The sequence below is a fragment of the Arthrobacter sp. 4R501 genome (assembly GCF_002929755.1).
GTDB lineage: Bacteria > Actinomycetota > Actinomycetes > Actinomycetales > Micrococcaceae > Arthrobacter.
In genome coordinates, this window is the sequence record NZ_PJIW01000002.1 from 294,877 (window position 1) to 306,281 (window position 11,405).

Annotated in this window: 14 protein-coding genes; 5 read left to right on the forward strand and 9 right to left on the reverse strand. The window is 64.4% G+C overall.

The genetic code is table 11. From position 1 onward, the window contains the following. Positions 1-119: 119 nt before the first annotated feature. Both CXR02_RS02925 and merA read right to left on the reverse strand, forming a co-directional pair. Positions 120-818, reverse strand: coding sequence for a YafY family protein (locus tag CXR02_RS02925; protein WP_104060621.1), 699 nt, complete (start codon positions 816-818; stop codon positions 120-122). Between the two features lie 210 nt (positions 819-1,028). Beyond that, positions 1,029-2,471, reverse strand: coding sequence for a mercury(II) reductase (gene merA / locus CXR02_RS02930; protein ID WP_104060622.1), 1,443 nt, complete (start codon positions 2,469-2,471; stop codon positions 1,029-1,031). Between the two features lie 275 nt (positions 2,472-2,746). Between merA and CXR02_RS02935 the strand changes: the two genes are divergently transcribed. The 3 genes from CXR02_RS02935 (at position 2,747) to CXR02_RS02940 (ending at position 4,081) form a co-directional block, all read left to right on the forward strand. Beyond that, positions 2,747-3,136 carry a heavy metal-responsive transcriptional regulator gene (locus tag CXR02_RS02935; protein ID WP_104060666.1) on the forward strand — a complete coding sequence of 130 codons (390 nt, stop codon included), beginning with the start codon at positions 2,747-2,749 and terminating at the stop codon, positions 3,134-3,136. A 269-nt stretch (positions 3,137-3,405) separates the two neighbouring features. Further along, complete coding sequence (locus CXR02_RS22755) at positions 3,406-3,594, forward strand: hypothetical protein (protein ID WP_258060700.1); 189 nt, start codon at positions 3,406-3,408, stop codon at positions 3,592-3,594. Positions 3,595-3,619: 25 nt separating this feature from the next. After that, positions 3,620-4,081 (forward strand): HAD family hydrolase, encoded by a 462-nt coding sequence (locus tag CXR02_RS02940; RefSeq protein ID WP_258060702.1) that lies wholly within the window; start codon positions 3,620-3,622, stop codon positions 4,079-4,081. Between the two features lie 130 nt (positions 4,082-4,211). On the opposite strand, the gene CXR02_RS02945 is transcribed toward CXR02_RS02940, so the two are convergent. From CXR02_RS02945 to CXR02_RS02975, 6 genes are all read right to left on the reverse strand, one after another. Beyond that, positions 4,212-4,760, reverse strand: coding sequence for a carboxymuconolactone decarboxylase family protein (locus tag CXR02_RS02945; protein ID WP_104060623.1), 549 nt, complete (start codon positions 4,758-4,760; stop codon positions 4,212-4,214). Positions 4,761-4,772: 12 nt separating this feature from the next. Further along, a complete protein-coding gene (locus CXR02_RS23245; protein WP_219816383.1) occupies positions 4,773-5,141 on the reverse strand; it encodes a DUF427 domain-containing protein in 369 nt (122 codons plus the stop codon). Further along, positions 5,138-5,926: a Crp/Fnr family transcriptional regulator gene (locus CXR02_RS02955; RefSeq protein ID WP_219816384.1), complete on the reverse strand. Its 789-nt coding sequence runs from the start codon at positions 5,924-5,926 to the stop codon at positions 5,138-5,140. The genes CXR02_RS23245 and CXR02_RS02955 overlap by 4 nt, the downstream gene beginning before the upstream one ends. Then, on the reverse strand, positions 5,923-6,375 hold the full coding sequence (locus tag CXR02_RS02960; protein WP_104060624.1) for a hypothetical protein: 453 nt from the start codon (positions 6,373-6,375) through the stop codon (positions 5,923-5,925). The genes CXR02_RS02955 and CXR02_RS02960 overlap by 4 nt, the downstream gene beginning before the upstream one ends. A 436-nt stretch (positions 6,376-6,811) precedes the next feature. After that, positions 6,812-8,515 carry a dihydroxy-acid dehydratase gene (ilvD, locus tag CXR02_RS02970; RefSeq protein ID WP_104060626.1) on the reverse strand — a complete coding sequence of 568 codons (1,704 nt, stop codon included), beginning with the start codon at positions 8,513-8,515 and terminating at the stop codon, positions 6,812-6,814. 82 nt (positions 8,516-8,597) lie between these two features. Next, on the reverse strand, positions 8,598-9,473 hold the full coding sequence (locus CXR02_RS02975; RefSeq protein WP_104060627.1) for a DUF6671 family protein: 876 nt from the start codon (positions 9,471-9,473) through the stop codon (positions 8,598-8,600). Positions 9,474-9,825: 352 nt separating this feature from the next. On the opposite strand from CXR02_RS02975, the gene CXR02_RS02980 reads away from it, so the two are divergent. Together CXR02_RS02980 and CXR02_RS02985 are read left to right on the forward strand one after the other, a co-directional pair. After that, entirely contained in the window at positions 9,826-10,770 is a 945-nt protein-coding gene (locus CXR02_RS02980; RefSeq protein WP_069952888.1) for a sodium-dependent bicarbonate transport family permease, read from the forward strand. 5 nt (positions 10,771-10,775) lie between these two features. After that, a complete protein-coding gene (locus CXR02_RS02985; protein ID WP_069952889.1) occupies positions 10,776-11,078 on the forward strand; it encodes a transcriptional regulator in 303 nt (100 codons plus the stop codon). A gap of 65 nt (positions 11,079-11,143) precedes the next feature. On the opposite strand, the gene CXR02_RS02990 is transcribed toward CXR02_RS02985, so the two are convergent. Continuing rightward, entirely contained in the window at positions 11,144-11,335 is a 192-nt protein-coding gene (locus tag CXR02_RS02990; RefSeq protein WP_104060628.1) for a universal stress protein, read from the reverse strand. Between the last annotated feature and the right edge of the window lie 70 nt (positions 11,336-11,405).

Genomic DNA, 11,405 nt, shown 5'->3' on the forward strand with positions numbered 1-11,405 from the left:
TAACAGGGTCCCTGTTGGCTGGAAAGGCCGGCAGTATGGTGTGGGTAAAGCGAGCCGGTGGGAACAGATGGCCCACGTTGGTGTTCTTTAGCTGTACTGACTGACGTTGATTGAGTGGCTCACTCGCCACGACCGTGTACCGGTCTGGCGTTCGCTGGGGGTTCTCCGACCTCGTGGATGGTGTGGCCGCTGCAGGCCGGCTTAGTTACGGTGGCCTGCTCGATGCGCGACACGATAAACCATCGCATTGCGTCGCGCATTCGGCACCATCCAATTAAGTACCACTGGCCGTTCGTGGAGGCGAACAGCACGGGCTCGACGTCACGGGTGGTCGTGGTCCCGTCTCTCGATGTGTAGCGAATACGGATTACTCGCTGCTCGGCCATCGCCTCCTCCAGTGCCGACTTAATCGCGCGCGAGGACGAGGGAAGCGCGTTGACCCACACACGGCGGGCCAGCTCGTCAGCTCTTGCTCGGGTTCTGGGATCGAGGACGTCCAGGATCTTCTGGATACCGGCTGCTGCCAGATCAGCGTAGGGGGCATCAGACGCAGCGGACACAGCCGCCATGAGCGCCACAGCCTGCGCCGGAAACAGGCTGACGGGTGGCAGGGACGCGCCGATAGCCAATCCGTAGCCACCGCCCGGACCTGGGCGCGACCATAGAGGCGCACCGCTGTTCTCCAGCGCATCGAGGTCTCTCTTGATTGTGCGCACGGACACCTCGAACTCTCTCGCCAACCGTTCGGCGGAGACCCCCCGCGCGCCGCTGCGGCGCAACATCTCTGATAGAGCATGGAGCCGTTCTGCTCGCTTCACTGCTCAGACCCAGGCAAATTCATGATGTCAGTTTCAGAAGACGTCTGCACGGAATGTCAGAAGTCGTCTGCACGGAATGTCAGAAGTCGTCTGCACTGCTCGTCCAGGCAGGGGCAGCGAGGGTGCGGGGACGATGCCGGTTTCCTGTGAGGTCTGACGGTCGATGAAGTCGTGCTCCGAGGTCTTCATCCGCGTGGAGGGGCAGGGCGGTCAGGAGGCGCAGCAGGAGAGTTTGGAGACATCCGTGGTGTAGGACTGGGCGGCGATCTTGATCCCTTCGGCCATCGTCAGGTAGGGGCTCCACAGGTTCGCGACCTGGTCCACTGTCATCCCGGCTTCCAGGATATAAACACCGGCCGCCGCGAGGTCTCCGCCGTCCTTGGCGACGGCGGTGATTCCCACGATCCGTCCGGTGTCGGCGTCGGCGACCATCTTGATGAAGCCACGGGTGTCCCGGTTCACCAGGGCCCGGGGCACGTACTCCAGGGGCAGGACCCTGCATTCGCACCGGATGCCGGCCTCGTTGGCTTCCTTGTCCGTCATCCCGACCGCGGCCAGGGCCGGGCTGGTGAAGGTGACCCGGGGCAGGTGCCGGTAGTCCACCTCGCGGCCGGCGTTGTTGAACGCGTTCTCCACCATCAGGGAGCCGTGGGCGGCTGCGACGTAGACGAATTCGCGGTGCCCGGTCACGTCCCCGGCGGCCCAGATCCGGTCGTTGGAGCTGGCAAGCTGGCCGTTGACCAGGATCTCGCCGCCGTCCCCGGTCTTGACGCCGACCGCACCCAGGTTCAAGCCCTCGGTGACCGGCCGGCGTCCGGTGGCGACCAGCACCCTGGTGGCCCGGAATTCCTCCTGCCCTCCGGAGACGGCCGCCGTCGCGATGATCCCGCCGGTGGCCGGGTCCGTGCGCACGGAGGACACGGCCGTCCGGCGGACCACGCGGATACCCTCGTCGGCGAAGACGCCCATCAGGGCGTGGGAGGCCTCGGGTTCCTCCGCGGAGGCCAGGCGGGAGCGGACCAGCATGGTGACCTTGGACCCGAGCCGGGCGAAGAGCTGGGCCTGTTCCAGGGCCACGTAGCCGCCGCCGATGACCAGCAGGGAGTCAGGGACCTCCTCGAGTTCCATCGCCGTGGTTGAGGTCAGGTATTCCGTGTCCGCCAGACCCTCGATCGGTGGCGCCCACGGGGCGGAGCCGGTGGCCACCAGATAGTGCGCGGCCCGGACCGATTCCGGAGCGCCGTCCTGTCCGGTGATTTCCAGGACCGGATCGTTCTGGGTGCCGGCGAACACGGCATCGCCCTGGCGCAGCTCCCAGCCGTACTCAGCGATCAGGTCCACGTACTTATCCGAACGCATCGTCTCCACCAGGGAACGCTTCCCGCCGATCAGCCCGGCCATGTCGACCGGGGCGGCGGAGGTGCTGATGCCGGGGAACCGGCCGGACGCGTCCAGGGCAACATGCCGGGCCTCGGCCGCCGCGAGGAGCGCTTTGGAGGGAACACAGCCGGTGTTCACGCACGTGCCGCCGACGGTGGAACGCTCGATCATCAGGACCCGTTTGCCCAGGTTGGTCGCCCGGATCGCGGCCGCGAACGCCCCGCCGCCGGAGCCGATGATGGCCAGATCAAAATCAGGTGTCTGTTCAGACATGAAATCCTCCAAAGTCGTACAGCAGCGCCGCCCCCGGAATGCCCGCGACGTTGCCTCGTGTATGGGTGTGACCCCAGTCTGCACCTTCCACCGTGGGGGAAGGTCAAGAGACCCATCCGCCACCGGCCCGGAACCGCGGAGCCCTCACCCGGGCCTAATGCGCTTGGAAAAGATGGGGCTTTCCCCGGCCCGGTTGGTAACCGATCCTTTAGCTGCTCCTTACCTTCCACTAAACTGGAAGGTCAAGAGGGAAACCCCGGGACAAGAGGTACATGATGCGTATTGGCGAAACCGCCGCAGCCGCCGGCATGACGGCCAAGACACTGCGGTTCTACGAGGACCGCGGCCTGTTGCCGGCCGCCGACAGGGCCCCGAACGGATACCGCGACTACCCCCACGAGACGGTCAGCCGGCTCGAATTCATCCGCCGCGGCCGCACCGCCGGGCTGACCCTGGCCCAGATCGGAGACATCCTCGCCGTCCGGGACATCGGCCAGTCCCCCTGCATCCACGTGAAGGATCTGTTGGCCAAACAGCTCCGCGACCTCGACGCCCGGATCGCAGAACTCACCGCGCTGCGGACAACCGTCGCCGAATTTCATGACGCCGCGGCCGCGGGGGACCCCGCAGCCTGCGACCCCGAACGCATCTGCAGCTACCTCTAACGAGAGCCAAGGCCAATGCCAGTTCTTCGCTACTGAATTCCCAAGTGCCATCTACCTCGTCGGGGACGGCGAAAACAGGGCGTCCGGGATCGGTGCGCGGCCCAAGCAGTTTTTCGACAAGGAAATTGGCGGAATACCTGCGCTGACAGCTTCCGGGAACACCGGGCCCCGATACGCCCCGGTTAGTCGGGCCAGTGGTTCCCTCTCTTTTCTTTCCGGATGGCGGCAGACTTGCACCGGAGACCTACACGCGACCACAAGGAGAATCCATGAGCACCGCCATCTCAGTCGTTGTCTTTGATGTCAACGAAACCCTGTCAGATATGTCGCCCATGGGGGAACGCTTCAGCGAGGTCGGGGCGCCGGCTGAGCTGGCGAAACTCTGGTTCGCCACGCTGCTGCGTGACGGCTTCGCGCTGGCGGCCAGCGGAGACAACGGATCGTTCGCCGCCCTCTAACGCACTCCGGGGACTTCTGACCGGGGTGGAGCTTAACCGCCCTCTTGATGCGGCGGTCGACCATGTCATGGGCGGCCTGGCCGGCCTCGGGGTACATTCCGATGTCCCCGAGGGGATTAGAGCCCTCGCCGCTGCAGGGTTCCGGCTGATTACGCTAAGCAACGGCTCGGCCCGGATCGCCGAGCAATTGTTCAGCGAGGTCGGGATCCGGGATGCGTTTGAGTCGCTGCTTTCGGTCGAAGGCGCTCCCGCATGGAAGCCTGCCCGGGCCTCCTATGAATATGCCGCCGCTGCTTCCGGGTCCGACCCGGCCGGCATGCTGCTGGTCGCCGTGCATCCGTGGGATATCCACGGCGCCGCCCGTGCCGGGTTGCGCACGGCGTGGCTGAACAGGACCGGGGGTAGCTACCCGGGCTACTTTGAGGCTCCTGAATTCACAGTTACCGCCCTGACCGACCTTCCCGCGGCCCTGGCAGCAGCGCACTGACGACGACCGTGGCCGCCGTCCGGAGGGGGCCGGCTGCGGGTAACCGCCGCGCCCTGCCGCTCCCTGCTGGTTAAAGGTGAAACCGCAGACCGGGTGAAGGGACCGATGCTCCTTCCACCTTCCACGGGTCTCAGGCGGTGAGTTCCGGGACTGCGGGAAGGTCCAGTTCCGTGCCGGCGTAGTGGTTGAAGTAGTTGGTGAACAGGTTTGCCGCGATGTGGGCGAACGCCTCGGAGAGTTCCTCGGCGCTCCATCCGGCGTCAAGGGCGGCCTGCCAGGTCGCGTCGGAGACGTTCCCGGTCCGGGCCGCGGCTTCACGGGCGACACCGGTGATCGCTGCGAGTTTGTCGTCGAAATCCACTTCACCGGTGCGGACCGCGAGGATCTGCTCATCGTCCAGCCCTGCCCGGCGTGCCGAGAGGGTGTGGGCGGCCTGACAGTAGTCACAGCCGTTCTGGTTTCCGACGGCCAGGGCGATCGCTTCGCGGGTGCGGGCGTCGAAGCTGCCGTGTGCCGCGATGGCGGCGGAGATCCCCTCGTAGGAGGCGATCACGACCGGGGAGTCTGCCATGCCGGCGTGGATGTTCAGCAGCTTGCCCATTTTCTGCTCCAGTTTCCGGGCGATCCCTTGGGAGGCTTCAGGTGCTGTGACTAGGGTGTGGGCGGGAATGCGTGGCATGCGGGTACTCACCTATCTCTGGATTGATTGACAGGACAAAACTTTGGGCGGGGAAGAAGCCAACCGATGCGCAGGGGCACGGTCAGGGATGGTCGTCGCTGACGATGACGCCCCCGCCGGGAGCGAAGGCGACGTGCCTTTGATCATCCGGGCCAGGGGTGTCGGCCGGGGATAGGACCAAGCGGCGTTCGGTGACCGGTGGCCCCCTGCGCGGACGTGGCGGTAGAAGGCAACACCCTTCCAGAAACAAAGGGTCCGGACCCAGCTGTCTTCAAGCGCGTCCGGCACTAGGGATTCCCGGGGGAAGTAGTGGTTGCCTTCCAGATAGACTGTTTGCTCTGAGCGGGCGATCACCTGGCCGTGGAAGGCGGCGGTGATCATGAGGTGCTCCGGGCGGTTTTGTGCAGGATGTCGCGGTCCTGGATGACGATGCGCCCGCGGCCCTGGCGGATGGCTTTTTTTGCTGTGAGCTCACCCATGATCTTGCTGGTGGCCTCCCGGGAGGCGCCCAGGAGACCGGCGAGCTGTTCGTGGGTCAGGTGGATGGTCCGGGCCTGCCCGAAGCGCGGCGGCCCCGCGGCGTCACCGAGTTTGAGAAGGGTGGACGCCACCTGAGCGGCCAGCGGCCGCAGCGCCAAGTCGGTCAGGCGCTCTTCGAGGCGGGCGACCTGTTCGCCCAGGAGCCGGGAGATGCGGATGGCGATGCGGGGATCCGAGAGCAGGAACCGTTCGACTTCATCCACGCTGAGCTGGCAGATCGCCGAGTCTTCGATGGCCTCGGCGTAGTTGTCATACATCCGCTGGCCCACGAGCATCATCTCTCCGAATACCGCGCCCGGTTCCAGGATGGCCATCGTCAGGGCTTTGCCGTCCTCGGCGACCCGGAAAATGCGCACCCGGCCGGATTTGAGGATGAACAGGGCCTTGACGGGCTGGCTTTGGCTGAACAGCAGTTCCCCGCGGCGGAACAGCCGGGCCGGGGCCATGAGGTCCATGGCCTCGATCTCCTGCGCGCTCAGGTCAGCGAACAGATCAACTTCATTCAAACAACTGAAGGGGTCAGCGGGTCCTGCCATCAGCGGGTCGGCCTCTCGTTGCCGCGGGGCCCACGGTCGCAGGTCCCCGGAGACGGTGGCCGCCACATCGACCCGGCAGGTATCGGTCATGCCCGGCTCTTGAGGACGCGGACCGCCACCAGTCCCAGAATAACGCCATAGATCAGGTGGCCCATCAGGCTCATCAGCGCGGTGAGGTCAATGGCGAACAGGGGCATGCCCACCATGACCGGCATGATCATCAGCGGCCCAAGGACCCACCACGTGGCCCCGTAACCGAGCCCGACGAGGGCGCCGCGGCCATACGCGGTTAGGAACCGGTTGCCGAACAGGACCGTCAGGCCCAGCCCGATCAGTACCGAAATCATCAGATGGACGCCGAACCCGACCACGGCCGAGTTGGAGCCGACCATGGACGCGATGACGGGCAGCATGCCCATCATCGCCATGAGAATCCCGAACACGATGCCGCCGGCGATGCCCCCGGCGGCCCCGGCGAGAACGCGCCGGCCGATGCCGGTGTCGGAGGTGTGATGTGAAAGAGCTGGTGCAGAAGCCATGATGGCGACCTTCCATCGAAGAGTTCTTTGCTGACGTCTTCAACGTATGGCCGGTCCGTGCTGCCGTTCAGTAATCTGCGCTACACAGCAGATAAACATCAGGAGCCGCGCCTTCGCCCCGGCGAAGCCAAGGACCTGAATCGGGCGCAGCTGAGCCTGGTTCCACTCACCCTTCCCGCCAGACCCATCAGTCCGCTGGCACCCGAGTAGTAGTGCGTCGTCGTTCTTACAAACGAAGGATTTCAAGAACACCTTGAATCGAGAATGGCGGCGATTCCTGCGAGGGACCCGAAGGCGCCCCGTGCTGCGGGAATCCGCCAATGTCATTTTCCGAAGTGGTCTGCGCGGAATTTCAGAAGTCCTCTGCACGCGTCTCCAGCTGGGGTGATTCTCAACGTAGTCACCGTCCGTGGATCTGTAAATGGGTGCTAGTGCTTTACCCGCAGTATGCGCCGGTGGAGGCGCTGTGCACGAGTTTGGCGTACTTTGCGAGCACGCCCTTGGTGAACTTGGCCGGCAGTGGCTCCCAGCCGATCTTGCGGGACTCGAGCTCAGCTTCGTCCACCAGCAGGTCGAAGGTCCGTGCTGCGATGTCCACACGGATGCGGTCCCCGTCCTTGACGAAGGCGATGGGTCCGCCGTCGACAGCTTCAGGGGCGACGTGGCCGATGCACAGGCCCGTGGTGCCACCCGAGAAGCGCCCGTCCGTGAGAAGAAGGACGTCCTTGCCGAGGCCTGCGCCCTTGATGGCGCCCGTGATGGCGAGCATCTCGCGCATGCCGGGGCCGCCCTTGGGGCCTTCGTAGCGGATGACCACAACGTCGCCGGCCTTGATCAGGCCCTCATCCAGGGCGGCCAGGGCACCCTGCTCACGCTCGAAGACGCGGGCGGTGCCCTCGAAGACGTCGGCGTCGAAGCCGGCACTCTTCACCACAGCACCCTCGGGAGCCATCGTGCCGTGCAGGATAGTGATGCCGCCGGTCTTGTGGATCGGGTTGTCCATGGCGCGGAGGATCTTGCCGTCCAGGTCCGGCGGGTTGATCGCGGCGAGGTTCTCGGCCACGGTCTTGCCCGTGACCGTGAGGCAGTCGCCGTGCAACAGGCCGGCGTCGAGCAGTGCGCGCATGATAACCGGCACGCCGCCGATCTTGTCAACGTCCGTCATGACGTAGCGGCCGAACGGCTTCAGGTCACCCAGGTGCGGGATCCTGTCGCCGATGCGGTTGAAGTCCTCCAGCGTCAGCTCAACCTCAGCTTCGCGGGCGATGGCCAGCAGGTGCAGGACCGCGTTCGTGGAACCGCCGAAGGCCATGGTGACAGCAATGGCGTTCTCGAAGGCCTTTTTGGTCATGATGTCGCGGGCGGTGATGCCAAGGCGCAGCAGGTTGACCACGGCTTCGCCGGACTTGCGCGCAAACTGATCACGACGGCGGTCTGCCGAGGGCGGGGCTGCGGAGCCGGGGAGGGACATGCCCAGGGCCTCGCCGACGCAGGCCATGGTGTTCGCGGTGTACATACCACCGCACGCGCCTTCGCCGGGGCAGATGGCCTTTTCGATGCGGGTCAGGTCTTCGAGGCTCATCTTGCCGGCGGCGCAGGCACCGACGGCTTCGAAGGCGTCAATCAGGGTGACTTCCTTTTCTGAGCCGTCCTCCAGCTTGACCCAGCCCGGCATGATGGAACCGGCATAGACGAACACGCTGGCCAGGTCCAGGCGGGCGGCTGCCATGAGCATGCCCGGCAGGGACTTATCACAGCCGGCCAGGAGGACCGAGCCGTCGATGCGCTCGGCCTGCATCACGGTTTCCACGGAGTCGGCAATGACTTCGCGGGAGACCAGGGAGAAGTGCATGCCGTCATGGCCCATGGAGATGCCGTCCGAGACGGAGATGGTGCCGAACTGCATCGGGAACCCGCCGGCGGAGAAGACACCTTCCTTGGCGCTCTGGGCGAGTCGGTTCAGGGAGAGGTTGCAGGGAGTGATTTCGTTCCAGGAGCTTGCCACGCCGATCTGGGGTTTGGCGAAGTCATCGTCCCCCATACCCACAGCGCGGAGCATGCCACGCGCGGGGGCCGCATGAATGCCGTCGGTAACCACCCGGCTGCGGGGCTTGAGGTCCACTAAATGTGATGGTTGCATATCTTTCCTCCGGTGTTGATTTGAAGCTACGTATCGCTCTGAACGCGTTGGGCAATGGGACGCGTCGAGGTTATGGGCAGTGTTAGGGGTTGCAGCAGTTGCAAAAACGCGGGTCGGCGCGTGGTGGGTCAGTTACGTCGCGGGTGGAGCGGTGCCCGCAGGTGAGGCATCCATGAATCTCGGCGCGGGTCTCGCTCGTTGGCTCGCCGCAGCCCGTGCACGGGAGTCCTGCCACTCGCTCCACTTTCCAGAATCCCGGGGTGTCGCAGGACGGACATCTGGAGCGAAGTTTCTGTGCGAGGTTTTCGGCCGCGAGACGGATGGTTTCCATGCGCGTCGGATTGGCATTGGCGCGCATGTCGGTCTCGAGAAAAACCTTGCCGTTGGCCGATCGGGCCAGCGCCCTCGAAAAGGCGAGCTCCAGCTCGGGCCAGGCGGCGATTCCTTTATGCATGCGGGGGTCGTGCTCGCCGTCCGGGCGAACGACCAGGTGGTGTTCGGGGAACTTCGATTCGCGGGCGAACGTTTGGGCCTCCGCCCAGTCCGCGGTCAGCAGGTGGAGGAAGTTCGTCTTGCCTTCGGCTGTTCCGACGACCTCCAGTTCGCGCTCACTGTCGATCCAGATCATGAGTTCGATGTTCCAGGGGAACATCCCCATGGCCGGATCCGGGCCAAACGAGCCCTCGTTGGCGATACCCAGCGGCAAACCCGACAATTCCATGCCCACCTGCGCCTTCTTGCGCGCAGCCTCGAGCTGTGAGCCGGCGCGGGGGACCTCGCGGGTGAAAGTACCGAGCAGATCCGTGTCGTAGCCCGTGACGTGTTCGAGCCGGCAGCCGAGCGCACGCTCGAGCACCGGGACAATCACCCGCTCCTTGCCATGCTGGGTAAGCAGAGAAATCCGTTCACCGGAATAGACGGAAGGCGGGGTTGAATTGCCGGACTCAGTGCTGATCACAACTGACCTTTCACTCCAGGGGGAACGACTGGGAACCGCAGGTTTGCGGGATGAGTGGCACATCCGGTGACGGCTGCTGCTCCTGCAATTCTCCTCACCCCATGCCGACGTTTTCACAGCACACCTGTCATGTGCACGCGATGAGGTGGAAAAGTCCCTGCGGCCGTCCCGCAACCGCAGATGTTACGTGCCAGAATACATGAAGTTTGTCTCATGAATCATATAGCGTGTATTAATGGCACTGCCGGCATACCGGTGGCGTCGAACGGATTACAGCCAAACGATGCCAGGTACGGGCCGTTGACCGCGCTCCGGTTTCACAACAGCCGGAAACGAACAAGAGAGTCACCGCATGATCGATCCCATCATCCTTTTCTTCCTGCTTGGCGCCACGGCGGGCCTGCTGCGTTCGGAGTTGCGGCTACCGGCCGCGATCTACGAGTTCGTCAGCATCGTGCTGTTGCTGGCCATCGGCCTCAAGGGCGGTATCGAACTGGCCAGGCAGCCTTTCGGCAGCCTGCTGCCGCAAATGCTGGCCGTGGTGGCGCTGGGCTTTTTCCTTTCACTGGCTGCCTTCCCAGTGCTGCGCTACCTGGGCCGCTTCAAACGCGCGGATGCGGCTTCCCTCGCCGCCCACTACGGCTCGGTGAGCGTAGGCACCTATGCCGTGGTGGTCGCCTATCTCGGCAGCCGCCAGATCGCGTTCGAAGAGCACATGCCCCTGCTTCTGGTGCTCCTGGAAGTGCCGGCCATCATTGTGGGAATTGTCCTCGCGCGGGGCCTCTCACGCGAAACCCGGTGGAGGTCGGTCGCCCACGAGGTTTTCCTGGGCAAAAGCATTGTGCTGCTACTGGGCGGGCTGCTCATCGGCTGGGCAGCCGGGCCGGACGGGCTGTCGTCGATCGAGCCGTTGTTCTTCGATCTCTTCAAGGGGATCCTGGCCCTTTTTCTTCTGGAGATGGGGCTGATCACCGCGACACAGGTAGGAAGCCTGCGCCGGTACGGGCCATTCCTGATGGCCTTTGGAATTGGCATGCCGCTCTTTTCCGCCCTGGTGGGGACCGGGCTAGGGTGGGTCCTGGGCCTCTCCATAGGCGGTACGGCCGTTCTTGCGACACTGGCGGCGAGTGCTTCGTACATCGCGGTCCCGGCGGCCATGCGCATCTCCGTACCCGAGGCCAATCCCACCCTGTCGCTGGCAGCCTCGCTGGGGATCACATTCCCGTTCAATGTACTGTTTGGTATCCCGATCTACCATGCACTGGCCGTGTGGGCACATACTTTCGCGAAAGGATGAAACCGATGCAAAGGCATACACGCAAGCTATTGACCGTCGTCACCGAAGCAGCCCTTGAGGCCACTCTCACCCGTGAGATCGACCGGCTCAATGCTCACGGATACACCATCACCGACGCCCGCGGCAAAGGCCACCGGGGCGTCCGCAGTGCCGGCTGGGAGGCGAACAGTAACATCCGCATTGAGGTGGTGTGCGACGAAGAGACGGCCAGCGCAATTTCCGCCTACCTTCAGGAGCACTATTACGAGGACTACGCCATGATTCTGTTCGTGAGTGACGTCGACGTTTTGCGCCCGGAGAAATTCTGACCCTGATCGGGCGCTCGCGCCGGACCGATGCAAAGGAGTCAATGGATGCCCCGAGTGCCGTGGCTTCAGCTCCGAGAACGCACCACCAGGACGGGGCAGGCCGCATGCCGGACGCACTGGTCACTTACGGAGCCGAGCAACATCCCGGCGAGACCGCCGTGACCGCGCGATCCGACAACCAGCATGCGGGCGTTTCGTGAGATGTCAATGAGGCTCTTGGCTGCGCTGGAGTGAACGGCTCTGTAGCTAACCCGAATTTTTCATCAGAGTGACGTTGGCCGCCCGGTCCCTGCTTGATTCTGGTGCGGGTTGATTCTTTGGTTTCGG

Excerpts from the sequence above, each read along its gene's own strand:
- ilvD (WP_104060626.1), bottom strand. The coding sequence starts at position 8,515 with ATGCAACCATCACATTTAGTGGACCTCAAGCCCCGCAGCCGGGTGGTT.
- CXR02_RS02960 (WP_104060624.1), bottom strand. The coding sequence starts at position 6,375 with ATGGCTTCTGCACCAGCTCTTTCACATCACACCTCCGACACCGGCATC.
- CXR02_RS22755 (WP_258060700.1), top strand. The coding sequence starts at position 3,406 with ATGAGCACCGCCATCTCAGTCGTTGTCTTTGATGTCAACGAAACCCTG.
- CXR02_RS02945 (WP_104060623.1), bottom strand. The coding sequence starts at position 4,760 with ATGCCACGCATTCCCGCCCACACCCTAGTCACAGCACCTGAAGCCTCC.
- CXR02_RS02935 (WP_104060666.1), top strand. The coding sequence starts at position 2,747 with ATGCGTATTGGCGAAACCGCCGCAGCCGCCGGCATGACGGCCAAGACA.
- CXR02_RS02980 (WP_069952888.1), top strand. The coding sequence starts at position 9,826 with ATGATCGATCCCATCATCCTTTTCTTCCTGCTTGGCGCCACGGCGGGC.
- CXR02_RS02955 (WP_219816384.1), bottom strand. The coding sequence starts at position 5,926 with ATGACCGATACCTGCCGGGTCGATGTGGCGGCCACCGTCTCCGGGGAC.
- merA (WP_104060622.1), bottom strand. The coding sequence starts at position 2,471 with ATGTCTGAACAGACACCTGATTTTGATCTGGCCATCATCGGCTCCGGC.
- CXR02_RS23245 (WP_219816383.1), bottom strand. The coding sequence starts at position 5,141 with ATGATCACCGCCGCCTTCCACGGCCAGGTGATCGCCCGCTCAGAGCAA.
- CXR02_RS02985 (WP_069952889.1), top strand. The coding sequence starts at position 10,776 with ATGCAAAGGCATACACGCAAGCTATTGACCGTCGTCACCGAAGCAGCC.